The organism is Nocardia sp. NPDC003999 (genome assembly GCF_053604885.1).
Map to the genome: position 1 here is coordinate 303,127 of NZ_JBSGIB010000005.1, position 23,906 is coordinate 327,032.

General features: G+C 67.1%; 20 protein-coding genes. 5 read left to right on the forward strand and 15 right to left on the reverse strand.

Annotated elements, in window-relative coordinates:
* On the forward strand, positions 1–1,560 hold the full coding sequence (locus tag ACWESM_RS14345) for a phytoene desaturase family protein (protein ID WP_452492075.1): 1,560 nt from the start codon (positions 1–3) through the stop codon (positions 1,558–1,560).
* Here the strand turns inward: ACWESM_RS14345 and ACWESM_RS14350 are convergent.
* The 5 genes from ACWESM_RS14350 to ACWESM_RS14370 form a co-directional block, all read right to left on the reverse strand.
* Entirely contained in the window at positions 1,548–2,534 is a 987-nt protein-coding gene (locus ACWESM_RS14350) for a zinc-binding dehydrogenase (protein ID WP_355076395.1), read from the reverse strand. The two genes, ACWESM_RS14345 and ACWESM_RS14350, sit on opposite strands and share 13 nt — an antisense overlap.
* A gap of 16 nt (positions 2,535–2,550) precedes the next feature.
* Entirely contained in the window at positions 2,551–2,973 is a 423-nt protein-coding gene (locus ACWESM_RS14355; RefSeq protein WP_355076393.1) for an organic hydroperoxide resistance protein, read from the reverse strand.
* A 2-nt stretch (positions 2,974–2,975) separates the two neighbouring features.
* Positions 2,976–3,422, reverse strand: coding sequence for a MarR family winged helix-turn-helix transcriptional regulator (locus ACWESM_RS14360; RefSeq protein WP_355076391.1), 447 nt, complete (start codon positions 3,420–3,422; stop codon positions 2,976–2,978).
* An 81-nt stretch (positions 3,423–3,503) separates the two neighbouring features.
* On the reverse strand, positions 3,504–4,613 hold the full coding sequence (locus ACWESM_RS14365) for a PQQ-dependent sugar dehydrogenase (protein ID WP_452492078.1): 1,110 nt from the start codon (positions 4,611–4,613) through the stop codon (positions 3,504–3,506).
* Positions 4,614–4,726: 113 nt separating this feature from the next.
* Entirely contained in the window at positions 4,727–5,623 is an 897-nt protein-coding gene (locus ACWESM_RS14370) for a dienelactone hydrolase family protein (protein WP_452492080.1), read from the reverse strand.
* Between the two features lie 245 nt (positions 5,624–5,868).
* Between ACWESM_RS14370 and ACWESM_RS14375 the strand changes: the two genes are divergently transcribed.
* On the forward strand, positions 5,869–7,842 hold the full coding sequence (locus ACWESM_RS14375; RefSeq protein ID WP_397279931.1) for a CocE/NonD family hydrolase: 1,974 nt from the start codon (positions 5,869–5,871) through the stop codon (positions 7,840–7,842).
* Between the two features lie 3 nt (positions 7,843–7,845).
* Here ACWESM_RS14375 and ACWESM_RS14380 read toward each other — a convergent pair whose 3' ends face one another.
* Complete coding sequence (locus tag ACWESM_RS14380) at positions 7,846–8,769, reverse strand: LLM class F420-dependent oxidoreductase (RefSeq protein ID WP_452492082.1); 924 nt, start codon at positions 8,767–8,769, stop codon at positions 7,846–7,848.
* Positions 8,770–8,851: 82 nt separating this feature from the next.
* Positions 8,852–10,015 (reverse strand): PucR family transcriptional regulator, encoded by a 1,164-nt coding sequence (locus ACWESM_RS14385; protein WP_397279839.1) that lies wholly within the window; start codon positions 10,013–10,015, stop codon positions 8,852–8,854.
* 356 nt (positions 10,016–10,371) lie between these two features.
* Here ACWESM_RS14385 and ACWESM_RS14390 point away from each other — a divergent pair, with 356 nt between their 5' ends.
* Positions 10,372–10,845: a gluconokinase gene (locus tag ACWESM_RS14390; RefSeq protein WP_452492084.1), complete on the forward strand. Its 474-nt coding sequence runs from the start codon at positions 10,372–10,374 to the stop codon at positions 10,843–10,845.
* Here the strand turns inward: ACWESM_RS14390 and ACWESM_RS14395 are convergent, their stop codons facing one another.
* The 4 genes from ACWESM_RS14395 to ACWESM_RS14410 form a co-directional block, all read right to left on the reverse strand.
* A complete protein-coding gene (locus ACWESM_RS14395) occupies positions 10,846–11,769 on the reverse strand; it encodes a DUF5995 family protein (protein WP_397279837.1) in 924 nt (307 codons plus the stop codon).
* A 146-nt stretch (positions 11,770–11,915) separates the two neighbouring features.
* On the reverse strand, positions 11,916–12,710 hold the full coding sequence (locus ACWESM_RS14400; RefSeq protein ID WP_355076378.1) for a M50 family metallopeptidase: 795 nt from the start codon (positions 12,708–12,710) through the stop codon (positions 11,916–11,918).
* Positions 12,711–12,862: 152 nt separating this feature from the next.
* The gene (locus tag ACWESM_RS14405; protein WP_452492086.1) at positions 12,863–14,575 is read right to left on the reverse strand and encodes a protein kinase domain-containing protein; all 1,713 of its coding nucleotides are present in this window, start codon (positions 14,573–14,575) and stop codon (positions 12,863–12,865) included.
* 85 nt (positions 14,576–14,660) lie between these two features.
* Positions 14,661–15,551, reverse strand: a complete 891-nt coding sequence (locus ACWESM_RS14410; protein WP_364433495.1) for a bile acid:sodium symporter family protein — start codon at positions 15,549–15,551, stop codon at positions 14,661–14,663.
* Between the two features lie 688 nt (positions 15,552–16,239).
* Here ACWESM_RS14410 and ACWESM_RS14415 point away from each other — a divergent pair.
* On the forward strand, positions 16,240–16,704 hold the full coding sequence (locus ACWESM_RS14415; protein WP_452492088.1) for a hypothetical protein: 465 nt from the start codon (positions 16,240–16,242) through the stop codon (positions 16,702–16,704).
* An 89-nt stretch (positions 16,705–16,793) separates the two neighbouring features.
* Positions 16,794–19,097, forward strand: coding sequence for an FxSxx-COOH system tetratricopeptide repeat protein (gene fxsT, locus ACWESM_RS14420; protein WP_452492090.1), 2,304 nt, complete (start codon positions 16,794–16,796; stop codon positions 19,095–19,097).
* A 288-nt stretch (positions 19,098–19,385) separates the two neighbouring features.
* On the opposite strand, the gene ACWESM_RS14425 is transcribed toward fxsT, so the two are convergent.
* From ACWESM_RS14425 to ACWESM_RS14440, 4 genes are all read right to left on the reverse strand, one after another.
* Positions 19,386–20,555 (reverse strand): glycosyltransferase family 4 protein, encoded by a 1,170-nt coding sequence (locus ACWESM_RS14425; protein WP_452492092.1) that lies wholly within the window; start codon positions 20,553–20,555, stop codon positions 19,386–19,388.
* 654 nt (positions 20,556–21,209) lie between these two features.
* Positions 21,210–22,001 carry a phytanoyl-CoA dioxygenase family protein gene (locus tag ACWESM_RS14430; RefSeq protein WP_452492093.1) on the reverse strand — a complete coding sequence of 264 codons (792 nt, stop codon included), beginning with the start codon at positions 21,999–22,001 and terminating at the stop codon, positions 21,210–21,212.
* A gap of 98 nt (positions 22,002–22,099) precedes the next feature.
* The gene (locus ACWESM_RS14435) at positions 22,100–22,327 is read right to left on the reverse strand and encodes a hypothetical protein (protein ID WP_452492095.1); all 228 of its coding nucleotides are present in this window, start codon (positions 22,325–22,327) and stop codon (positions 22,100–22,102) included.
* Positions 22,324–23,844, reverse strand: coding sequence for an acyl-CoA synthetase (locus ACWESM_RS14440; RefSeq protein ID WP_452492097.1), 1,521 nt, complete (start codon positions 23,842–23,844; stop codon positions 22,324–22,326). Before ACWESM_RS14440 ends, ACWESM_RS14435 begins: the two co-directional genes overlap by 4 nt.
* Positions 23,845–23,906 lie beyond the last annotated feature (62 nt).

Genomic DNA, 23,906 nt, shown 5'->3' on the forward strand with positions numbered 1-23,906 from the left:
ATGACGCCGACGCGCTCTTCCTACGATGTCGTGATCGTCGGTGGCGGGCACAACGGGTTGGTGGCCGCCGCGTATCTGGCTCGGGCCGGGCGGTCGGCGCTGGTGCTCGAACGGCAGCCGCATACCGGCGGGGCGGCGGTATCGGAGCGGGTGTTCGCGGGCGTCGACGCGCGGTTGTCGCGGTACTCGTATTTGGTGAGCCTGTTGCCGTGGTCGATCGTGACGGACTTGGGCTTGCGGTTCGAGACGCGGCGGCGGGAGGTCTCGTCCTACACGCCGGTACGGGAGGGCGGTCTGCTGGTCTCGTCGGCGCAGGCCAGGACGGAGGCGAGTTTCACGCGGCTGACCGGCTCGGATACGGAATTCCGCGCATGGCAGCGGTTCTACGCGAATATGGGGGAGTTGGCCCGGCGGGTCTTTCCGACGCTGACCATGCCACTGGTGTCGAAGGAGGCGTTACGGCACATCGTGGACGACGCGGCCACCTGGGAAGCGCTGTTCGAGCGGCCGCTCGGTGAGACGATCGAGTCGACCTTCGCCGACGACACGGTGCGCGGCGTGGTGCTCACCGATGCGCTGATCGGCACGTTCACCCATGCGCACGATCCGTCGCTGCGGCAGAATCGCTGCTTCCTGTACCACGTGATCGGCGGCGGCACCGGCGACTGGGACGTGCCGATCGGCGGCATGGGCGCGCTCACCGACGCACTGGCCACGGCTGCGCGCGAAGCGGGCGCGGAGATCGTCACCGACTGCACGGTGACGAGCATCGAAACCGACGGCGACACAGCGGAAGTCGGATACGAAGAAGGAAAGATCGGAGCGCGCCACGTCCTGGCGAACGTCGCGCCGTATACGCTCGCCGGGCTGCTCGGCGAGCCGCTGCCACCGAAGCCCGAGGGTGCGCAGTTGAAGATCAATATGCTGCTGCGCCGCCTCCCGCGATTGCGCGACGCCGAAGTCGAGCCACGGGAAGCATTCGCCGGTACTTTCCACATCGGCGAGTCGTACGCCCAACTCGACCGCGCCTACGGCGAGGCCGCGATCGGCCGCATTCCGTCCGCGCCGCCCGCCGAAATCTATTGCCACACATTGACCGATCCGACGATTCTGGCACCGGACCTGGCTGAGCAGGGTGCGCATACGCTCACCCTGTTCGGACTGCACGCTCGCGCGAAACTCTTCGCCGCCGACCACGCGTCGGCGAAAGAAGAGTTCGTGAAAGCGACCTTGGCGCAACTCGATTCGGTGCTCGCCGAACCGATCGCGGACTGCTTGGCGAGAGACGAGAACGGCGCGCCCTGCCTGGAGGCGAAGACGCCGATCGAACTCGAGGGTGAGGTCGGCCTGCCCGGTGGACACATCTTCCACCGGGACCTGGCCTTCCCCTACCTCCCCGAGGACGCCGACCCGGCCGACCCCGGCGCCCGGTGGGGCGTGGCGACCGGCCACCGCAACGTGTTCCTGTGCGGTGCGGGCGCCATCCGGGGCGGCGGCGTCAGCGGCATTCCCGGGCACAATGCCGCGATGGCCGTGCTGAACGCCGGTCAGGCGGGCTGACCCCGCAGCGCGATCTTGGCGGCGCGGCCCGGCGTCTCGGTGGCGACGGCGGCGTCCGCCGCGGCCTCGAGCGGGTAGGCGGCTTCGATGTCCAGCCGCAGCTCACCGCGAGCGGCGAGATCGATCAGTTCGCTGATCAGCCGTCCGCGCTGGTCCGCGCCGATCTCCTCGATCCGCTTGGAGCCCCAGAAGCCCTTGACCACGGCCTGGCCGAAGATGAGACTGCCCGGATCGAGCGTCAGCGGCTTGCCCGAGAGCGCGCCGAAGGAGATCAGCTGACCGCCGGGCGCGAGCAATGCCAGTTCGTCGGCCGCGGCGCGACCGCCCACTTGATCGACGGCCCGGACGATCGGCGCACCGGAGGTGGCGGCGTCCACCTGGTCACGCCAGCCCGCGCTCTCGGTGTCGAGCACCGGCTCGTAGCCGAGTTCCCGCAGCGCCGCGACGGAGCCTGGGCCGCGAACGAGATTCAGCACGCGCAGACCGCGCTGCCGGGCGAAGACGTTGACGAGCCTGCCGACCGCGCCGTTGGCGGCGTTGATCGCCAGCCACTCGCCGGACCGCAGCCCGAGGTCCTCGATGAGCATCAGCGCGCTCAACGGCATGGCCAGCAGTTGGGCCGCGGTCTCGTCGGAGACCGTGTCGGGCAACGGGATGACCTGGCGGGCCGGGACCACGAAGTAGTCGGCCCACACATTGATCGCACCGGACACCGTCACGCGCCGTCCGACCGACATGTCGGTGACGCCGGGACCCACCGCGTCTACCCGCGCGACCGCCTCGCTACCCGGGATGGCGGGCAGCTCGGGCCGGTAGCCGTACACGCCACGCACGATGGCCAGATCGTGATTGTGGATCGGTGACAGGATCAGCGCGAGTCGCACCTCGCCCGGGCCGGGCTCGGGGACCGGGCGTTCGGCGGTGGTCAGTACATCCTTCGGTTCACCGAACCGTTCGATGACTACGGCACGCATATCCGCTCCTTCTCGATCAGTCCTCGGCTACGAGGACCTGGACGTCGATGTTGCCGCGGGTCGCGTTGGAATACGGGCAGACCTGGTGTGCTTTGTCAGCGAGCGCTTGCGCGTCCTCCCTGGACAGATGGGGGAGCGATACCTCCAGGGTAACCGCAAGGCCGAAGCCGCCCGCGTCGTTCGGCCCGATCCCGACCTTGGCGCCGACCGCGGAGTCGTCGATGTTCGCCTTCACCTGCTTGCCGACCAGGCGCAGCGCCGAATGGAAGCAGGCCGCGTACCCGGCCGCGAACAGCTGCTCGGGATTGGTGCCCTCGCCGTCGCCGCCCAGTTCCTTGGGAGCCGACAGATTCAGGTCGAGCTTGCCGTCGGTGGTGCGTGCGCGGCCGTTGCGTCCGTCGCCGCTGGCCAGGGCCTCGGCGGTGTAGAGGATCGGCATGTCTATTCTCCTTCGTTCAGCTGAGATTTCAGCGAATCGGTCAGTCGGCGCAGGATGTCGCGCAATGCGGCGATGTCGTCCATGGACAAGCCGCTGGCCTCGCCCATCTGGGCCGGGATGTCGCCCGCCTCGGCGCGCAGGGCGCGTCCTCGGTCGGTGAGCCGGATGTCGACGCGGCGTTCGTCGGACGCCGACCGCCGCCGCTCCACTAGGCCCCCGGCCTCCAGCCGCTTGAGCAGCGGGGAAAGCGTGCCGGAATCCAGGTCGAGCGCATGGCAGACGTCGCCGACGCTGCGTTCGTCGCGCTCCCACAGCGCGAGCATCACCAGGTACTGCGGGTAGGTGAGCCCGAGCCGTTCCAGCTTCGGGCGGTAGACCGCGGTCATCGCCCGGGACGCCGCGTAGAGCGGGAAGCAGAGCTGCTCGTCGAGGGTGAGGTGATCGGTCATGAGCAATAATGTAGTGAGCAATTCGGTTGTGCACAACATAAGTGTCCGTGGTGCTCGTCACACCGCGACCGTCGGCGAGGCTCAGCGGGCCGGGAAGCGAAGGGCGCGGTCGTCACCGCTGACCGGTTCGCCCCGACCGTCGGTGTTGGAGGTGGTGAGCCACAACGCTCCGTCCGGCGCGACCGCCACCGTGCGCAACCGGCCGTACCGGTCGCGCAATTCGGCACGGGGTGCACCGGTGCGGCCGTCCGCGAGCGGCACGGTCCACAGCCGACGGCCGCGCAGCGCGGCGACGTACAGGGTGTCCCCGGCGATGGCGATCCCCGACGGTGAGGCTTCCGCGGTGGTCCAGGTCAGCAGCGGATCGGTGAAGCCGCGGTCGGCGCCACCCGACCCCTCGACCTCGGGCCAGCCGTAGTTGTGGCCGGGCTCGATCAGATTGATCTCGTCGAACCGGTCTTGCCCGAATTCCGCCGCGAACAATCGCCCGTCGCGGTCCCATGCCAGACCCTGCACGTTGCGGTGGCCGAGACTGTAGACCGGCGAGCGCGGATACGGATTGCCCGGAGCCGGGCGGCCTTCGGGCGTCACACGGAGGATCTTCCCGTTGAGATTCGCCGGATCCTGCGATCGTCCGGATTGCCCGGCGTCGCCGGTCCCGGCGTAGAGCATGCCGTCCGGCCCGAACGCGATTCGCCCGCCGTTGTGATTCCCGGCCTTCGCGATCCCGGCCACCAGCACCTCCGGTGGGCCGTCGAGCCGGAACCGGACGATCCGGTTGTCCGTATCGGCGGTGAAATAGGCATAGAAATAACGACTTTCGGCGTAGTCCGGCGCGACGGCGAGCCCCAGCAGTCCGCCTTCGCCCCGGGCGGTCACGCCGGGCACCTGATACACCTGTTGCGGCGCACTGCCGGTACCGATACGCAGGATCCGTCCGGAGTCCCGCTCGGCGACCAGCGCCGCGCCGTCGGGCAGGAAGGCCAGCCCCCACGGCACGTCGAGGTTACCGGCGATTTCCTCGGCGGCGTCGAGGTCGGGTCGTCCGGCGGGATTGCTCGGCGCGGCGGTGCGCGTCGCCGGAGGCGTGCTCCTCGGTGCGGTCGAGCTGTCGTTTCCGCAGGCAGTCAGCGCCGCGCCGAGCAGGAGTGCGGCGATGGTCGTGCGGGTATGGCACCGTCTCGGTGCCACAAGCCTCCTGTCGCAAGCGTGCGCGTGCCGGGCGGACCAGCGGAACCGCCGGTCGGAATCCGGGCCTGTGAAGAGGCTCCGGACGCCGAGAGAACGGCCCGATCCGGTTCGCATCAGCCGAGATACGTTCCGTACCAGTCCAATACGCGCCGCCAAGCCTCGGTGGCGGCCGTCGCGTTGTACCGCTGACCGGTGTCGTTGAAGAAGGCGTGGTCGGCATCGGGGGCGGTGAAGATCTGATGCGGGTTGCCCGAACGGGCCAGTGCCGCTTCCGCGGCGGCCCGGGAGGCGTTCACGCGGGCGTCGGCCGCCGCGTAGATGCCGAGCACCGCGGCTTTCGACGCGGTCAGATCGCCGTTGTCCGGGAACGGCCCGTAGAACGGTGTCGCCGCGGCCAACTGAGACGGGCCCGAGGCCAGCAGCAACCAGGTCAGGCCGCCGCCGAAGCAGAAACCGGTGGCGCCGAGCTTCTTTTCCTCGACCCGCCGCTGCAGTTCGTCCAGTCCGGCGCGCAAGTCGGCGACGAGCTGGTCCTGCGGGATCCGGCTCAGCTCGGCGGTCGCCTCGGCGGGATCGGCGAACGTCGCGGTTCCGCCTCGTGCGGACAGCAGGTCGACCGCGAGCGCGGAATATCCGGCCCCCGCGAAACGCCCTGTCACCGAACGGATGTGGTCGGTGAGACCTTTGTTCTCGTGGACCACCAGCACACCGCCCCGTGGTTGCGGCGCCGCCGCCCACGCGGCTTGCAGCGTCCCGCGGGGACCGGCGAAGGTGACGGCGCTCGTCGGAAGAGCGGTGGCGGATCCCGGTGGCGTCGGGGGCGACGTGGGCGAGGGCGAGTAATCGGTGATACCGGTGTCGGAGTTCGAGCAGGCGGCCAGCAGGGTGGCGGCGGCCGTGGCGCCGAGCCCGAGCAGCCCCAGCCTGCGCACCGCCTCTCGCCGGGTGAGCAGCCCGTCGGCGTGATCGGCCGCGATCTCCTCCGCGATGTAGCGCTGCAGCGGCGTCATGTGTCCCACCCTAAGCCGCATCGTCGGTGGCGACGCGGCATTCACCGTCTGTTCGCTCGCGACAAACCGGCCCGACCGCACCTCCCGCGTTATTCGCCGGAAGATTGCTACGTTGTCGCCCAATCGGGCGATCGATGGTCGGTCCGCACACCGGTCGAGGGAGCGAGATGGCAGCGGGGCGTGGCGTGAGACGAACGACGATCAGGGCGATCCGGACGATGGCCATGGTCGCGGTAACGGCGACCATGGGATTCGTGTCGGTGCCCGCGGCCGCGGAGCCGTCGGTCGATGCCCACAGTGTGCGGTGGACGGCGTTACACGACGGTCCCCAGCCGTATGCCGACGTGCACATCGACTGGGATGTGCCGATCCGGATGAGCGACGGTGTCGTGTTGAAGGCCAACGTCTACCGGCCGGTGAAGGAGGGCGGCGAGGTAGAGCGGCAGCCGCTGCCGACCATCGTCAATCTCACGCCGTACACCAAGCTCATGACCAACCTGATCGACACGGCGCTCGCGGTGCCCGGGTTGCAGCCGTTGACCGTGCGGCTGGTCAATCGCGTGAATCTGTCACGCACGCCGGTCAGTGGTTTCGGCGATCTGCTGCACGCGGTCGACGGCGGCACCGTGCAGACGGTGCTCGGTCTGGATCGCGATCTGATCCGCGCCGGATACACGCAGGTCGTCGCCGACGTGCGAGGTACTGGTTTCTCCCAGGGAGCATGGGACACCCTCGGCGAGCGGGAACAGCTCGACACCCGCGAGGTGATCGAGTGGGCGGCGGCCCAGCCTTGGTCGAACGGCCGGGTCGGGATGAGCGGCGGCTCCTATTCGGGAATCAACCAGCTGCGCGCCGCCGAGAACGCCCCCGCGCCGTTGCGGGCGATCTTCCCGGTGGAGCCGGGCAGCGACCTCATGCGCGACGTCGTCGCGCCGGGCGGCGGCGTGGGGACGACGTTCCTTCCGATGTGGCTCAGCACGGTCAACCAGCTGAAGCTGATTCCCGACGTGCAGTCGATGTTGAAGGGCACCTTCGACTGGGGGTGGCTGCAGGAACGGATGTCCGATCCGGCCAGCAACGTGGACCTGCTGGCCCAGGCGCTGCTAACACCGTCGCTCGATCACGTGCCGCCCGCGCTGGCCGACGCGCTGGACGAGAACAGTTATTTCCGGCGCGGCATCGAGGGTCATCCCGAGCGCATCACGGTGCCCACCTTCGTCTACGGCGGCTGGCACGACATCTTCGCCAACAGCGCGACGAAGCTCTACAACGCGATTCCGCTGCCCGCGGGACAGAAACAATTGGTCGTCGGCGACACCTATCACGCGAATCCCGGTGCGGGAACCGGTATTCCGGGGGCGCCGCCGCGGCTGGACGTGTTGCAGCGCATCTGGTTCGACAAGTGGTTGAAGGACACCGACCACGGCTTAGGCGATTTCGGGCCGATCACCGTGTGGGAACAAGGCGGCGGCTGGATCTCCCTCGGCCAGTTCCCGCAGAAAGATCTGAACCACCGCCGCGTGTATCTGTCGGCCGAGCCGAGCGGCACCGCCGGAAAGGCCGTGTACGACGGATCGTTGACGATGACCGCTCCCGGCGAACGGCAGACGCTGACGGTGGCGCCGGGCGTCGCCTCGGCGTGTTCCCGCGATACCGCGCAGGGCTCGGCCGGGATGGCGGCGGTGCTGGACGTGTGCGCGAAGGACTCACGCATCGCCGAGCGCAACGCGCTGACCTTCACCAGCGCGCCGACGACCGAGCCCACCGTCATCTCGGGGCCGGTGAACGTGCATCTGAACGCGGTGCACGACGCCACCGACGGCTACTGGAGCGTCACCATGAACGACGTCGCGCCCGACGGGAGCTCGAAGGTGCTGTCCACCGGGCAGCTGACCGCATCGCTGCGCGCCGTCGACGAGCAGAAGAGCAGCCGCACACCGACCGGCGACCTGACCGAACCGTTCAATCCGATCACCTTGGACAGCGTGCGGCCGGTCGTGCCCGGTGAGCCGGTGGCGCTGGACATCGCGGTGATTCCCACCCAAGCGGTGCTGCAACCCGGCCACCGGCTGCGGATCGACGTCTTCGCGGGTAACTCGCCGAAGGCGCTCGCCTTCCGGCCGATGCTCAACAACACCGAGCTGAAGCCGCAACACCTGAAGCTCGACCCGTCGGCGCCGAGCTTCGTCGTGGTGCCGACCAACCGTCCGCTGGACTGAGCGCTACGACAACTGCGACTGCACCTGCGCGGAGATCAGCTCGAGGTGCTCGAGATCGCTCAGGTCCAGTACCTGCAAGTAGATGCGGCTGGTGCCGATCTCGGCGTACCGGCCGATCTTGTCCACCACCTCGGCGGGTGAGCCGGCCAAGCCGTTGGTCTTCAGCTCGTCCACCTCGCGGCCGATCGCCTCGGCCCGGCGCGCCACTTCGGCGTCGTTCGCACCCACGCAGGCCACCAGCGCGTTGGAGTAGACCAGGTCGTCGGCGGCGCGGCCGTATGCCTCGGCGGCGGCGCGCACCCGGTCGAACTGCCGCGTGCTGTCCTCGATGGAGGAGAACGGCATGTTGAACTCGGAGGCGTATTGCGCGGCCAGCCGCGGGGTGCGGGTGGCGCCTTGCCCGCCGATCACCACCGGGATCGGGTCCTGCACCGGCTTGGGCAGGGCGGGGGAGTCGGTGAGCTGGAAGTGCTTTCCGTCATAGCTGAAGGTGTCGCCGGGTTTGGTCGCCCAGAGCCCGGTGATGATGGCCAGCTGTTCTTCCAGCCGGGCGAACTTGTCGGCGGGGAACGGGATGCCGTACGCGGCGTGCTCCTCGGCGAACCAGCCGCTGCCCAAACCGAATTCGACTCGGCCGCCGGACATTTGGTCCACCTGCGCCACTTGGATCGCCAGCGGGCCAGGCAGCCGGAAGGTGGCGGCGGTGACCAGTGTGCCCAGCCGGATCCGCTTGGTCTCCCTGGCCAGACCGGCAAGCGTGATCCAGGCGTCGGTGGGGCCGGGCAGCCCGTCGGCGCCGCCCATGCTCAGGTAGTGGTCGGAGCGGAAGAACGCGTCGAAGCCCAGGTCCTCGGTAGCCTTGGCGACGGTGAGCAGGGTGTCGTAGCTCGCACCCTGCTGCGGCTCGGTGAAGATGCGTAGTTCCATGTCGATGACCCTAGTCGGTCGGCCGGAATCCGAATCGGGGCGCTCGCGGCGCGGTCGGCCCGGTGACGCGGTCGCTGAAAGATCATCGCGCGGACTGTTCGGGCCCCGGCGGTTGCGTGTAGGTCCGTGCGATGAGCGCGGCGCGCAATCGGTAGAGCGCGTGCGGAACGGCGGTGTCCAAGCCGGTGAGGCGGCCGATGCGCTTGAGCCGATGGTCGACGGTGTTCGGGTGCAGATACATCGTCCGGGAGGTGCGCCTGCGGTTGAAGTCGTTGCGGATGTGTTCGCGCAGGGTTTCGACCAACTCCGGATGCCCCTCCAGCGGATCGAGCAGGGCGGCCAGCCGGTCGCGTCCCGGGCCCGGCCGGGTGAGCTGGTATTCGAGGGCCAGATCCTCGAAGCGATACAGGCCGGGTGGGCTCTGCAGGCGACGAACCATGTCGAGCAGTTCGTGCGCCTGGTCGGCGGCGCCGGGAATCTGCTCGGCCTCGGCGGCGATGGCGGCGGCGGTGAGCGGCGCGGGCACCACCGCGGCCAGCGCGGCGACCAAGTCGGTGAGGCGGTCCGCGGCGACCGGCGCCGCCGGTACCAGGATCGTTCCGCCGATCGCGCTGAGCAGGCTGGGCACGTGCCTGCCGCAGTGCACCGCGAGGCAGAGTTGCATGCGTTGCCGGATGCTGTGCCCTTCCGCGGGGCGGCCGGGATTCTCCTCGGTGGGCCGGTCGACCGCCACGGCGAGCACGGTGTAACGGTCGGCGACCGGAATGCCGTACTCCCGGTAGACCTTCGCAGGGTGGTGCCCGCGCAGCAGTGCGGCGGCGACGGCGTGCGGAGCGGTCTGCTCGTCGGCGGGGGCGACGGACAGGTAGGCGAGCGAGACGGTCGTGGTGACCGCGTGGAGGGCGTCGAAGAGCCTGCGTATGTCGTTGTGCCGCGGCGTGTTCGAATCACGCAGGTACTCGTCGAGATACAGGCGGAAACCTTCGTGGACCAGATGCTGGACGGTGTCCATGCGCACCCCGACGCCCGCCCACCGGGTGGCGGCCGCGAAGATGCCGACCGTGCGGGCCGGTTGTGCGGGGGCGAGGGAAGTGGCCAGGTCGAGGCAGTGGGCGACGGTGGCGCGGATCTCCTCCCGCAGCAGATTCCCCTGTTCGACGTGCCGGCGGGGAATGATGCCGAGCAGGTGTCGCACGATGTGTTCGGTGGCCGGGACGGGCTCGGCGGTGCCGCGTGTGGGTGGCATGCCGGTCCCTCAGCGACCGCCTCCGCCGCCGACCATCCGTGGGTCGAGCGCGCGGTCGCGGTTCGGATGTCGGACCAGGCCGGTGCCTTGCGTCGTCGCAAACATTCGGTACTTCCCATCCAGTCGTCCGCACGTTTTCACGAAATGGCGTGATACGAAGCAGAATTCGAATTCACGGAAGTTCGTGACATCGCACGGTCTCGGTCCTTGAAATGTATCGGCGGCGGCGCGAATCGTCACTGCACGGGCCGACGAAGCAATCAGCCGCTACGTTGTTGCGGATGACAATGCCGCACGAAGATCCGTCACCATCAGGGAAGAAGGTTCGAGTGCGCGATGTGCCGATGATTGTCGTGATGGGGGTGTCGGGTTCGGGAAAGACGACGGTCGGTACCCGCTTGGCCGACATATTGGGGGTCGAGTACGCCGACGGCGACGATTTCCACCCGCCCGCGAACGTCGCGAAAATGGCGGCGGGGACGCCGCTGGACGATGCCGACCGCGCACCGTGGCTCGATGCCCTGGCCGCCTGGATGGCCGGGCGATCAGGGAAGGGAGCCGTCGTCACGTGTTCCGCGCTGAAACGGATCTATCGCGACCGGCTTCGCGTCTCGGCCCCCCACGCGTTCTTCCTGCATCTGGACGTGCCACGGCAGGAACTCGAGCGCCGTATGGCGGGCCGCGGGGGGCACTTCATGCCGCCGAGCCTGCTGGATTCCCAGCTGGCCACGCTGGAGCGGCTCGCGGCCGACGAGCGCGGCGACACCCTCGACGCGACACGACCGCCCGAGGACCTGATCCGGGACGCCGTGGCGGCGCTGAAGAGGTAGTCAGAGGCCGCCGAGGCCGGACAGGAGATCGAAACCGAGATCGAGCCCGCGCCACAAAGCGTCGATCTCGGCGGTGACGGCGGGTGCCGCCGCCGGGTCCTGCAAGGCGATCCCGTTCGCGAAGATGACGACGTTGGCGCCCGCGTCGGCCAGCCGGAGCAACGGACCGGTCGCCACGCCTCGGCCGAGCACCGCGTCCAAGCCCTCCCCGACGAAGTAGAAGCGCCACAGCGGTCCCAGGTCACCGCCGTAGAACGCCTTGGTCTCGTCGACGATCAGCGCGCCCTGCTGGGCGATCGAGTCGACGATGCGGAAATAGTCGCGCGCGTTGGCGGCGGTGCCGCCGACCGCCGCGACGGAATAGGACAGGTCGACGGTCAGATGCGCGTCGTAACCGGCCATCGCCACTCGGGCCGGGGGCAACTCGCAGCGACGGGTCAGCTCGAAGTAGTGCGCCCAGTGCGGTTCGGCGGGTGCGCCGGTGAATTCCGCGTGCAACGCGCGCAGGAAACGCGACAGCAGCTCGAGACTGATCCGGTGCGCCCATTCGGGGTCGTCGAACGACGCGGGATCGCGCTGGAGCGGCAGGACGGCGGCCTGCTCGACCGCGTCGAGCCCCAAGGCGAACACACCGCGCAGGTCGCGGTGGCGGACCAGGATTTCGGTGATCTGCCGGTGGCGGTCGATGGCCTGCTCCAGCTGCCACAACGAGGAACCAGCCGGTGCCTCGGTATCGGACAGCCGCGCGATCGCGGCTGTCTCCTCTGGTGTCAACGGTGTGCCGCAGGCGGTGTCGGCCGTCGCGGCGAGGCCTGTGGCCGGATGGAGCGCAATCGTGGCGAGCAGCGCGGTGACGGCCATGGCCAGTATCGGAAATCGTTGTCGCGCAGTGCTGATCGGTGTGCGCGCGAGGAGGCTCGCCATGCTGGCTCCGGAGGTCGTGAATCGCGAACTTGCGTCGGACGGCCGAAGCGGGTGCGCTACGGCGATGCGCCATCGCCGTAGGTGAGGCGTTGGCACAGGGCGAGTTCGAAGCCTAACCGAGCCGACCGGACCGCGCAGCGCCGCGATCAATGAGCGGCGAAGCAGGACCCGGAGGGCGCGCCCGGCAGGCAGACTTCGGCGATGGCGGAGACGAGCAGCCACGCGCCGAGCGACAACGCACCCACGGCGATCGCGCCGAACACGAAAACCCACAGCAGGCCGGGCAGCCGGGTGAGCCGGGCGAGTTGATCGGCGTCGGAGTCGACCTCGTGATAGCGGGCACGTTGCTGCCGGGAGCGGCTTCGTTGCAGCTCCAGCACCGGCCGTGCCCCGGCGAACAGCAGGAACCAGGCCCCCAGGTAGGCGAACCCCGCTTGCAGCGTGTCGGTGCCGAACCAGGAGACCACGAAGACCACCGCGCCGAGGCCGAGCACGGTGATGGCGCCGTAGACGTTCCTGATCTTGATCAGCAGCGCGGCGAGCAGAACGATGGCGGTCCAGAGCATCAGCGTGATCCGGCTCGCGCCCAGCAGCGCGGCGAATCCGAGACCGAGCAGCGGCGGTGCGGGGTAACCGGCCATGGTGGTGAGGATCATCCCGAGGCCGTAGGGTTTCCCGCTCGACACGGTGAGCCCCGAAGTGTCGGAATGCAGTCGGATGCTGTTGAGCTTGCGGCCGGTCAGCAGGGCGACCAGGGCGTGCCCGCCTTCGTGCGCGATGGTGACGATATTGCGGGTCAACCGCCAGATCGGGGTGTAACCCACCAGCACGAGCGCCGCCACCGCGGCCGCCACCACCAGCCACCACGGCGGCTGCGCTTGCGTCGTCGTCAGACGATCGGCGATGGAAGCGCCGCGCTCGAAGAATTCCGCTCTTTCCACCGCCGCACCTTAACCGCCCGCGGACGACAGCGCTCGGGGCATGGGTTCGACGCTGGGACATCGGAGCCGAACGCGTGCGGCTCGCCTCGCCGCGTCCTCTCGTGGAGGGCCGGTGCGCCGCTCGCCGCCCCTGAATCAGTCGCCCGCGCCGTTCAGCCGGTGCGATTGAGGGTGCCGGTCATATCCCCTGCCACACCCCGGGTTCGGTACGAGAGCGTCCCGTCAGGTCGCAACTCCAACCGGGACGTCGCGCCGTCATCGTTGCAGCCGCCGGGATCCTTGGTGAGTCTGGCGGTCAGCACCACACCGTTGGCCGTGGCGGACGTGAGCGTTTCGGACCGGCCGCATTGCAGATGCGCGAATCTGCCGGTATTGGTCGATTCTCCGACCTGCTCGCCGACGTTCCCAGGATTGATCCGCACGACGATGTCGTAGCTGCCCAGAATGTCCCGCGCGACACCCTGCCATTCGCCGACAAGTGCGTTCGGAACGCTCGTGCCCGACGGGCCTGCGCTGGTCGGCGTCCCGTCACCGGCTTGCGTGGCGGTAGCCGTCGGAGCGTCGCCGCCGGCTCGGGTGGTGGACGTCGGAGAATCACTGTCGGTCGGCGTCGCGGTCCGCGCGATCGAGTTCGCGGTATCGCGCCGTAGTTGCGCGCCGACCACGAACGCCGCCACGGCGACCGCGATGCCGACGACGAGGGCTCCCGCGACCAGCAGGACGCGGTTCGGACTGTGTGCGCGAGGTGCCGGGGTGGTGACCGGACCACCGGGCGAATCGTATTGCGCGGGTGGTTGAATCCGTTGCCCCATGGACGTGGCGGCCGCCTGCGACGAGCCGGGATAGTGCGTCGGTCTGTGTGCCGACCGTCCGGGATCGCCCTGCGCGTACCGCGGATCGGTAGGTGGCGCGGGGCGGACCACGGTGTCGGCCGTACGCGCCCGATCCGTGGGCGCGGAGAACTGGCTGCGGTCGAATGCGCCGGAGTCCAGGTCCAATAGCTCGACCGCGCGTCGGCCGACCTCCTCGAGCACCGGCGCGGGCAGCCAGCCGCCGCGGTCGGGGATGCCCAGTGCGGTGAGCTGGGCGAACAGCTCGTCCGGAGTCGGGCGAGCCGCGGCGTCCTTGATCAGGCAGGCGGCCACCAGCGGGCGCAGCCGCTCCGGCACGTCATCCAGCTGCGGCTGCTCGTACACCACCCGCCACAGCATCTGCACCGTCTCGCCGACGCCGAACGGTCCGTGGCCGGTCGCCGCGAACACCAGGACGCCGCCCAGCGCGAAGACGTCCGCGGGTGGGCCGACCGGATCGCCGGTCACCTGCTCCGGGCACATGAATCCCGGTGAGCCGATAACTTTTCCGGTCGTGGTGAGCTTGCTGTCGTCGACGGCGCGGGCGATGCCGAAATCGATCACCTTGGGACCGTCGAGGGCCAGCAGAACGTTGGACGGTTTGAGGTCGCGGTGCACCACACCGGCCCGGTGGACGGCGGTCACTGCCTCGATCAGCCCGTGCGCCAGCACGAGCAGCGCGTTCTCGGTGAACGGTCCGTACCGGTCGACCGCGTCGGCCAGCGAGAATCCCGCCACGTAACCGGTGGCCAGCCACGGGGGATCGGCGTCGACGTCCGCGTCGAGCACCGGCGCGGTGAACTGTCCGCCGACCCGGCGCGCGGCAGCCACCTCGCGCCGGAAGCGCTGCCGGAATTCGGCGTCGATCATGTCCGGGCGGATGACTTTGACCGCGACGGTGCGCCCTCCTGGGTTCCGGCCGAGGTAGACCCTGCCCATACCACCCGCACCGAGGACGCCGAGCAGGCGATAGTCCCCGATCCGGGCCGGATCGTTCGTGCCGAGCGGTTGCATCGCGCAGCTGGCTCCCTTCGTGGCGTCGACCCTCCGAGAGGCTACCCACCGGGACCGCCCATGTCCGCGCGGCGAACTGCCCGGGCTAACCCGCCATGCTCGGCGCGGGCGCGGGCTGCTCTCGTCGCGCCCGCCTGGCCAGCAGATACGCGGCGATCGCCGCCGGGATGTTCATCAGAACCCCGTACACCGCGCCCGGAACGGCCATGGTGTCGTTGTCCAATACCGAAGCGGCGACGGCGATCGCGAGCGCCGCGTTGTGCACGCCGATCTCCATGGCCGATGCGATCGCCTGATCGGCTTCCACCCGCAACAGCCGGGGCAGGAAATAGCCCACGGCCAGACTGATCACGGCGAAGGTCAGGCAGATCGCGGACAGCTCTCCGATGTGCTCGGTCAGGATGTCCAGGTTCGAGCCCACTCCGGCCGCGATCACCAGCGCGAGGACCACGACGGACAGGATCTTGACCGCACCGCGCATCCGCCGCGACCACTCCGGGAACCGCCGGTGCACCACCATGCCGATCGCGACCGGCACCAGCACGATGGCGAAGACCTGCGCGAATTTGTCCGGCCGCAGTCCGACCGAACCCTCGCCGTCCAGGAACAAGGCGTAGGACAGCGCCACTACCACGGGCAGGGTGAATACCGCGAGCACCGAATTGATCGCGGTGAGTGTGATGTTCAGCGCCACGTTCCCCCCGGCGACGTGACTGAACAGGTTGGCCGACGCTCCGCCCGGCGACGCCGCGAGCAGCAGCATGCCCGCCGCGAGCGCGCCTTCCAGTCCGAACAGGCGGATCAGGCCGAGGCACACCGCGGGCAGCAGGACCATCTGGCACGCCAGCGCGATCACCGCCGCTTTCGGATACCGCAGCACGCGCGCGAAATCGTCGGTCGTCAAGGTCAATCCGAGCCCGAACATCACCAAGGCCAGCGCCAACGGCAGCAGCACGGCGAAAACCGTTGTACCCATTCGGGTCTCCTCTCACAGGGCGGCCCGGACCGGCCGATCCCGGGGACCGACGTTATCGAGTCGCGGCGAAGGTGGCCAGCCCCGATCCTCGGGATCGTCGAGGTGGATACGCCGCCGTTCGGTCAGGTCGGTGGGTTTGGTGGTGATCCAGAAGGTCAGGCGTCTCGGTGAGCGGTGATCCGGTCACCTGTGTTCGAGGTATTTGTGTAGGAGGTTGAGGCTGCCGGCGTAGCCGACGGTTGATCTCGTGGAACGGCACGACGACCGGTACCCGGGTTCGGCGATGCGGAGTCTCGTGGATGATCGCGGTAGGGATCGGCCGCGCATGCTTGGTATTGCGGGGGCCGGCGGAGATATGCGGGTTCGGCTGTTCGAGCGAAACTTGCGACGGTTCGGCGGTGCTGAAGGGGTTCGGGGTCGGCAGTAGAGGGAATCGATTCGGAATGCGGTCTGCTCGTCTCCGGTCCGAGTCTGGGGAGCGTGGCAGTCGGGGGACTACGCAGACTCGTCCACGCTCCGCAACCACACCGTCTCGTCGCTGGTGCCGGTGGCGAGCAGCGTGCCGGGTGAGGTTGCTGTCGGGGTGGGGTGTCGGTTATTCGAACGACGGTGCGCGACCGGTTTTTCGGCTAGGTTGTGCGGTCGGCGGTCGAGCCGCTCGGGTAGGTGAGCTAGGAGGTCGGTCGGGATGGATCCGGTGACGGCGGCGGTGGTGGCGGCGATCGCTGCGGGTGCGGTGACGGGGGTGTCGGATACCGCGGCGCAGGCGGTGAACGATGCCTATGCTGGGCTGAAGTCCTTGCTGTCGGGCCGGTATGGCGGGGTGGATGTGTCGGGGGTGGAGCGCAAGCCGGAGTCCGAGGCGAAGAAGGCGTCGCTGGCCGAGGATCTCGCCGACGCCGGGGCGGCCGGTGACGCGGAACTCGGGAAGGCCGCGGCCGCGGTGCTGGAGGCGGTGCATGAGCACGCCCCGCAGTCGTTGGTGGGTGTGGATGTGGAGGGATTGCGGGCGGGGGCGTTGACCATCGCCGATGTGGCCTCCGCTGGTGACGGTGCCCGGGTTCGCGACAGTGAGATCGCGGGCACGGTCGACATCCGCGGGATCCGGGCTGGGGTGCAGGAGCCGCCCCGCCCTCGCCCGGCGCGGGACTGAATCCCGGTCCTCTCGCGCTCCCGCACCCGCCCACCGTGCCGGGGTCCGGGACCGGTACTGCCCTGTTCGGGAACAGGATCGGCGGCGGGGTGAGGATCGACCAATCCATCCGCTACTACTACGCGCCGCCGGTGCCGGTGCCGGGGTTGGTGGTGGTGGGCGCGGTTCCGCGGCCGGCGGCGCACTTCGTTGATCGCGCCCAGGTGAGTCAGCTGCGGGATGCGCTGGTTCGGGTTCGGGTGGCAGTGGTGTGCGGGATGCGGGGCGCTGGCAAGACCCAGGTCGCCGCCGCTCATGCCCGGGAGGTGATGGCCGCCGGTGTCCCGGGGATGGTGGGCTGGATCGGTGCGGAGACCCGGGACAGCACTTTGGCCGGGCTTTCCGAGGCCGCTTCCGCGTTGGGGGTGGCCGACCCGGAGGGTGACTCGTTGGTCTCGGCGCGGCGGTTCCGCGATCACCTCAACAGCGAGCAAGGGCTGTCGGGCGTGCTGGTGTTCGACAACGCCACCGACCCGGACTTCCTCGACGAGTTCCTGCCCACTTGTGGCGGGATTCAAGTGGTGATTACGAGCACCGACCGCGCTTTCACCGGATTCGGTGAAACCGTAGATACCGCAGAGGGTTTCGACCGCGCCGAGTCGGTGGAGTATCTGCGGCGGGCGACCGGGCTCGACGACCTTGCCGGTGCCGATGGGTTGGCCGGGGAGGTGGGGGATCTGCCGCTGGCGCTGGCGGCCGCAGCGGCCACGATCGCCGTACGCCGCCTCGATTACAGCGGGTATCGGCAGCTGCTGGCCGTCCAACCTCTACCGGCGGCGATGCCGCAGCAGCGCGGGGGCGGGTACGGGCTGGCAGTAGATCAAGCGTTGGGTCTGGTGGTCGACACCGTCACCGCTCCCACCGGCGACGCGGCCCTCGACGCGAGGGTGGGCTGGTTGCTGGGGGTGATAGCGATGCTATCTCCTGACGGCGTCGAAGCGGCGATGTTCCCGGATCCGGACTATCGGGTGGGAGCAGCGATCGCCCGTTGTGTGGAGGGGTCGCTGGTGTCGTGGTCGGCAACCGGGCCGGTGCTGGTGATGCACCGGCTGACCGGGCGAGTGATACGCGAACGCGCCCACGCCACCGGCACCCTCGACACCCTCGCCGCCACCGCGGCCGCAGTCCTGACCCCGCAGCTGTTCGACCAGGATGAAGCGTTCCGGCGTCGGGGCGAAGGGACCCGGCTGGTCGACCACATCGAATCTCTATCTGGCGCCATCGATCAGCACCCCGCCATCAGTGCCGACACCCACGCCGCCGTACTGTCCGCCCGCCGCTGGGCCACCAGGCAACTGATCGAGGCCCCCGACCTCAACCGGGCCATCCCCTTGGCCGAGCGCACCCACACCGACCACCTACACCATCTCGGCCCCGACCACATCCACACGCTCATCGCCCGCCATAACCTCGCCAACGCCTACCGGGAAGCCGGGCGGGTCGCCGAGGCGATGACCCTGTACGAGCAGCTGCTCGCCGATCGGCAGCAGGTTCTGGGAGACGACCACCCCCACACTCTCACCACCCGCGACAACTTCGCGAAGGCCTGCCGGGAGGCGGGGCGGGTCGGTGAGGCGATCACCTTGTTGGAGCGGTTGCTCGCCGATCGGGAGCGGGTTCTGGGGGAGGACCACCCTGACACCTTCATCACCCGCAATAGCCTCGCCGGTGCTTACCGGGAGGCGGGGCGGGTCGGTGAGGCGATCACCTTGTTGGAGCCGTTGCTCGCCGATCGGGAGCAGGTTCTAGGGGAGGACCACCCCGACACCCTCAGCACCCGCCACAGCCTTGCTTACGCCAACCGGGGGACGGGACGGGTCGACGAGGAGATCATCCTGTTGGAGCGGTTGCTCGCCGATCGGCAGCGGGTCCTGGGCAGTGACCACCCCGACACTCTCCGGACCCGCCACAGCCTTGCTTACGCTTACCGGGAGGCGGGGCGGGTCGGTGAGGCGATGTCGCTGTTGGAGCGGTTGCTCGCCGATCGGGAGCGGGTTCTGGGGGAGGACCACCCTGACACCTTCATCACCCGCAATAGCCTCGCCGGTGCTTACCGGGAGGCGGGGCGGGTCGGTGAGGCGATCACCTTGTTGGAGCGGTTGCTCGCCGATCGGCAGCGGGTTCTGGGGGAGGATCACCCCTACACTCTCATCACCCGCCACAACCTTGCCTACGCCTTCGAGTTAGCGGGGCAGGTCGGCGCCGCGATCACCCTGTACGAGCAGATACTGGCCGATTGCGAGCGGGTGTTGGACCCGGATCACCCACTCACTGTGCGCGTCGGCAACACTCTCGCAGCAGTGCGGAGACGACGGCGCGGGCATGGCCGTGGTGGGGGTATCCATCCGGGGTAGAGCCTAACGCAAGCGAGTTGAGCCTCGATCCGTCGCGTGGACGTGTCGTGATCTTATCGACGCGGAGGGTTGCAACGCGGTGATCGACGCCTGGAAGATCAAGTACGAACAGCGCAGGATCGGCGCACGGCCGGCACTATCGGAGAACTTTCGCGGTCGAGAAGATGCTGTTGGTTCGACCTCCGGACGAGGTCGCGGAGACCTGTCGTCTGGTCGGTTCGCGCGCGTGTCCGGCCTGATTCGGCGTTCGGTGCGTGTCGGCGTTCGGTACGTCGATGGTCAATACCACTAAAGACCCAGGATATCCTGATATATGCCGAAAACTTCCTCTGAATTTCTCGACATAGAGTACCGAGAGAGCGCTTCTGCATTCCCGGCGCGGATCATCCGATTCGCAGTGTCGGGGTTTTCTATCGCCGACCGGATGTACTGCGCGAGCCGCCGAAAATCACCTCTCGGATACAGAAGGCCGTTCTCTCCATGTGAGACGATTTCCGCCGTGCCGCCCGCATCGGCTCCGATAACCAACAGCTGCGACAACATATATTCCACCGTCACGCGGCCAAATGCTTCCATCGCAGAGCACATGAGTCCTATGTCGCAAGTCTCTAGTATGTCCTCTACTTTATCGGTGTACGGAAAGAACGATACCGACTCCGCAAGCTGATGTTCCCTGACGTATGTCACAAGGAACTTTTCGTAGTCAGTCATCTCGTCTGGCCTGTGCCCTACCACAAGAAGCTCGATCGCCTTTTGGGTAGTGCCTATGAGCGCTTCCACCGCTCGAATAGCATCGAACTGGCCTTTATGCTCGATTATTCGACCTACAATCGCTAATCTGACGCACTCGCCGCCGAATCTGAGTTGGGGATCGCAGGAATATTTTGCGATATCGACCCCGTTGTAGATTGTGTCGATTCTCGTATCCGGGTATAAAGCGGAGAGGTGGCGGCCGATGGAATTCGATACCGCAATCAGCGAGGAGGAGCCGCCGATAAGGCGATTTGCCGCCTCCTCATCCCGGAAGGCGAGTCCGAAGTCATCGGCAAGAAACTCGCGAATGTGGAAAATGTACGGAATTTGTAATAGTGCGGCGACTCTCGCGCCGATCAGTCCGCAGAACCTGGTGTTCATATGAACGAGTTCGACGTCGTTGGCCCTGAAGTAGTCTTCCACAGATTTCTCGGAGGCAGGGTTCTGCTCCCTTTGCAGGTCTGCGTTGTGCACCTCTTTATACGCGCCATCGAGCGAGTTGAAGAATTCCCAAATAGGCGTCACGAGATAGCTGATCCCGCGCATCCTCAGTATGTCGGTCAGCTCCCATTCTTCGGAAACGACCACGAAAGGCTCCACACCCCGCTTAGACAGCTCGGACAGAAGGTCTATGAATGAAATTTGTGCGCCAAAAAGACGCTTCTCCATAGTGATGGGAGTTTCTACCAAGTAGCCGACTCGCACTGCTGCTCCACTTCTACCAGTTGTAGTCCAGTTCAACGCTCTTGCCTGGAAACCTCCATCAGAGTCTTACAGACAGGACATTCCCAGTATGTCATCGACAACTTGCGAGCGGTATATTCACTGCCTTTTTCGGGCGCAACCCGCGGTCGTAGATAATACATTTCCCTGGATTCTGCGTCATGGTATTCATAGGGGCAGTAGTTGCCGCCCTCGATCTCCACGATGCGATGAGAACAGTAGCAGCAGTTGTACTTATCCTTGAAGCAGTCATCCATATTGTGGTTGGCTTCGAAAGCCTCGGGAGTAACTTCACTCTTCGAGTAATATGGGCAACTCACTCGCTCGGCGATGTTTTCATCATCGTTACCGACAGAAGTTATATCAAGCCTCTTGATGCTCGAATTCGAGGGGGAACCGCATCGGACGCAGACTCTTTCGGTCATATTATCCCCCAGCCTCCTGGCAATGACGTGCCTCGAAAAGTTGAGACAGTGGCTGTGTCAACCGATACATGTTCTGCCTCCCTGTACCGCTTCGAGTCGGGCGTAATCCATGTTTTCGTGGCCATACCGAACTATTGTATAGGCTGGTGGGCTCCGTCTTCATCGATTGGTAATCGAGTCGCCGGGAGACATCCGATCTCGATGAGCATGTTCAAGGTAGGCCGCCGATGCTCTCGGGAGGCCATGGCGCGCACCTTGTCGACTCCCGCGTCGCGGTGTCGAGGAGCTGCATCGAGTCATCAATGGAGCCGGCATCGGAGTGCAGAGGGGCACCGCGAATATCTTGTGGCGAATCTTCGGCGCCGCCCGAGACCAGCACGCTTGGAGCGCGCACATCCGTGAACCTGAAAGGCCATTCCAGTCGATCGAAATCGAGAATCTCGATCGGCACGTCCGGGGTGGCATACTGGAGAAGTAGTGCGGCCCTGACATTTTCAGTTCTGTTCAACGATGTGTGCCAGATCCCTCCCGCGAAGAATATGGCATCTCCGTCACCTACCTCCGGTTGACCTATAAAGGCCTGGCTCGAGATCTCCTGTGCCCACGCGAGGACCTCACTCTCCGCCAGACCTGCGCGCGGTACCTGACGTTCGAAGGCTATTTGCTGGATCGACTTTCCCAACAAGTGCGACCCCGCGATAAATTTCAGCCCCGACCGCTCGGTCGTATTATGAAGCCCTACCCAGACGCTGACAAAACTACGTGGGGACTGCAGTGTTTCGATGTCCGAATGCCAGGCGTGCTCCTGTCCGGGAACTCGTCGAATGTACTCCGCACCCCAAAGGGTGATACTCGGCCCCAGTATCGCCTTGACCCAGGAAAGGATCTCGTCACAAGTGGCGATGTCAAAGACGAAACGGTCCGATACCGCGTGCCCTTTCCACCACTCCACTGGGGCAGGACGGCCGGTGCTCTCGAAGTGCGAAACGATCGCCCTACACATCGGCCTGTCGAATACCCCGACCCGTTCGAGATAGCCTGCTTTTTCCCAGGTGTCACATTCGGATCGTGAAGGTCCCCGCGGTGGGAGCGAAGATTTCATCATTGACGACCGACCCTGCGGGCCGACGACAACGCCTTCACGCGAAGGCCGTGTTCTCTGACCGCCCCCCTAACACCGATAGCGCTTCCTCGGCCGTGTGCGCGCTGTTGCTCGTGGGACGCGTCGGCGCTGATGTCCACCCGGGTGGGGGTCACCGTCGGCAGGCTGGGGAGACCGACGTCGACCTGCTTCTTCAGTTCTTCCACGTGGTTGACGATGATGCTCATACGGAACTTTCTTTCTTGCCTGTGTATGCCCCGCGCAGCCGCGTCTTCAGCAACTTGCCCGCGGCGCTGCGGGGCAGTTCGGCCACGAAGCGGTACGACTTGGGAAGCTTGTACTTGGCGATCCGGTCGAGAAGGAAGCCGTGCAGGTCCGCCTCATCTGCTCGGGCGCCCGGCTTCAGTACTACCAAGGCCAGACCGACCTCGCCCCATTTCTCCTCGGGCATGCCGATCAGTGCAACATCGGCCACTGCGGGATGATCGCCGAGGACCTTCTCCACCTCGGCCGGGTAGATGTTCTCGCCACCGGAAATGATCATGTCCTTCATCCGGTCGATGACGTACACGTGCCCGTCCTCATCGGTAACCGCTACATCACCGGAGTGGAACCAGCCGCCCTCGGTGAGCGGCTGCGCCGTGGCAGCGGGTTGGCCCCAATAGCCCGCCATGACATTCGGCCCCTGGATGATCACCTCGCCCTTTTCACCCGGCGCACAGTCGGCCAGGTCCGGACGTACCACTCGTACGTCGGTGAAGAAATGCGGTGCCCCGGCCGACCCCGCTTTCGCCAGGACCTCCGAGCGGTCCAGCAGTAGCGCGCCCGCCGCGGTCTCGGTCATCCCGTATCCCTGGATGAAGAACAGCCCGCGCTCCAGGTAGGTGCGAATGACGGTATCCGGCACTGGCGCTCCGCCGCACACCAGCGTGCGGAGGCTGGACAGGTCGGCTGTCGGCCACTGGGCACTACTCGCAATCGCGTGGAACATCGCCGGTACTGCGAACATGAAGGTGACCCGTTGCGCTGCAATCAGGTTTAGCGCCCGTTCCGGGTCGAACGCCGACTCGAGCAGCACCCGACCGCCCTTGAGCAGCGTGGGTAGGCAGGTCATGTTCAAGCTGGCGGTGTGGTACAGCGGCGCCACAACCAAGGCCACTTCATCACTTGCCAGGTCGGCGTCGACCAGAACGTTGATGCTGTTCCACATAATGTTGCCGTGGGTGAGCACGGCCCCCTTGGTTCGTCCGCTGGTACCAGAGGTGTACATGATGACGCAGGGGTCGTTCAACGACACCGGCTCATCGATCGGCTCGGCGGGGCTGCGCGCGAGCATCGGCTCGTAGTCGCTGTCCAGTGCGACGAGGGTTGATATGGTCAGCTGCCCGCGCATCTGCTGCACCACCGCGGCCTGCTCGGGGGAGTAGACGAGTACGCAGGCACCCGAGTCATCGAGGTGGGCGCCGAGTTCCGGGCCGGCGAGGCGCATGTTCACCGGCACGAAGACCGCGCCCAGTGTGCCGGTGGCGAACAGCATCTCCAGGAACGCGGGGTGGTTCGGACCGAGGTAGGCTACCCGGTCCCCGCGCTGTACACCGAGGTCACGCAGCCCGTGTGCCAGGCGCAGCACCCGTTCGTGCAGTTGTCGGTAGGTCCACTCTTTCCCCCTGTACCCGACGGCCACCCGGTGCGGCGACTTCAGTTCCCGACGGGCCGTCCACGACCCGATCCCCTTGTTGTGCACTACGAACTCCTGGTCTTACAGCGGTGGAAAGGCGCGGGCGGCAGCCCGACTCGGTTCAATGA

Bases quoted from the DNA above. Each gene is read 5' to 3' on its own strand.
- ACWESM_RS14360 (WP_355076391.1), bottom strand. From the start codon at position 3,422: ATGACCGATCACCTCACCCTCGACGAGCAGCTCTGCTTCCCGCTCTAC.
- ACWESM_RS14385 (WP_397279839.1), bottom strand. From the start codon at position 10,015: ATGCCACCCACACGCGGCACCGCCGAGCCCGTCCCGGCCACCGAACAC.
- ACWESM_RS14430 (WP_452492093.1), bottom strand. From the start codon at position 22,001: ATGTGTAGGGCGATCGTTTCGCACTTCGAGAGCACCGGCCGTCCTGCC.
- ACWESM_RS14415 (WP_452492088.1), top strand. From the start codon at position 16,240: ATGGATCCGGTGACGGCGGCGGTGGTGGCGGCGATCGCTGCGGGTGCG.
- ACWESM_RS14370 (WP_452492080.1), bottom strand. From the start codon at position 5,623: ATGACGCCGCTGCAGCGCTACATCGCGGAGGAGATCGCGGCCGATCAC.
- ACWESM_RS14375 (WP_397279931.1), top strand. From the start codon at position 5,869: ATGGGATTCGTGTCGGTGCCCGCGGCCGCGGAGCCGTCGGTCGATGCC.
- ACWESM_RS14410 (WP_364433495.1), bottom strand. From the start codon at position 15,551: ATGGGTACAACGGTTTTCGCCGTGCTGCTGCCGTTGGCGCTGGCCTTG.
- ACWESM_RS14355 (WP_355076393.1), bottom strand. From the start codon at position 2,973: ATGCCGATCCTCTACACCGCCGAGGCCCTGGCCAGCGGCGACGGACGC.
- ACWESM_RS14390 (WP_452492084.1), top strand. From the start codon at position 10,372: ATGGGGGTGTCGGGTTCGGGAAAGACGACGGTCGGTACCCGCTTGGCC.
- ACWESM_RS14350 (WP_355076395.1), bottom strand. From the start codon at position 2,534: ATGCGTGCCGTAGTCATCGAACGGTTCGGTGAACCGAAGGATGTACTG.
- ACWESM_RS14405 (WP_452492086.1), bottom strand. From the start codon at position 14,575: ATGCAACCGCTCGGCACGAACGATCCGGCCCGGATCGGGGACTATCGC.
- ACWESM_RS14435 (WP_452492095.1), bottom strand. From the start codon at position 22,327: ATGAGCATCATCGTCAACCACGTGGAAGAACTGAAGAAGCAGGTCGAC.
- ACWESM_RS14380 (WP_452492082.1), bottom strand. From the start codon at position 8,769: ATGGAACTACGCATCTTCACCGAGCCGCAGCAGGGTGCGAGCTACGAC.
- ACWESM_RS14345 (WP_452492075.1), top strand. From the start codon at position 1: ATGACGCCGACGCGCTCTTCCTACGATGTCGTGATCGTCGGTGGCGGG.
- ACWESM_RS14395 (WP_397279837.1), bottom strand. From the start codon at position 11,769: ATGGCGAGCCTCCTCGCGCGCACACCGATCAGCACTGCGCGACAACGA.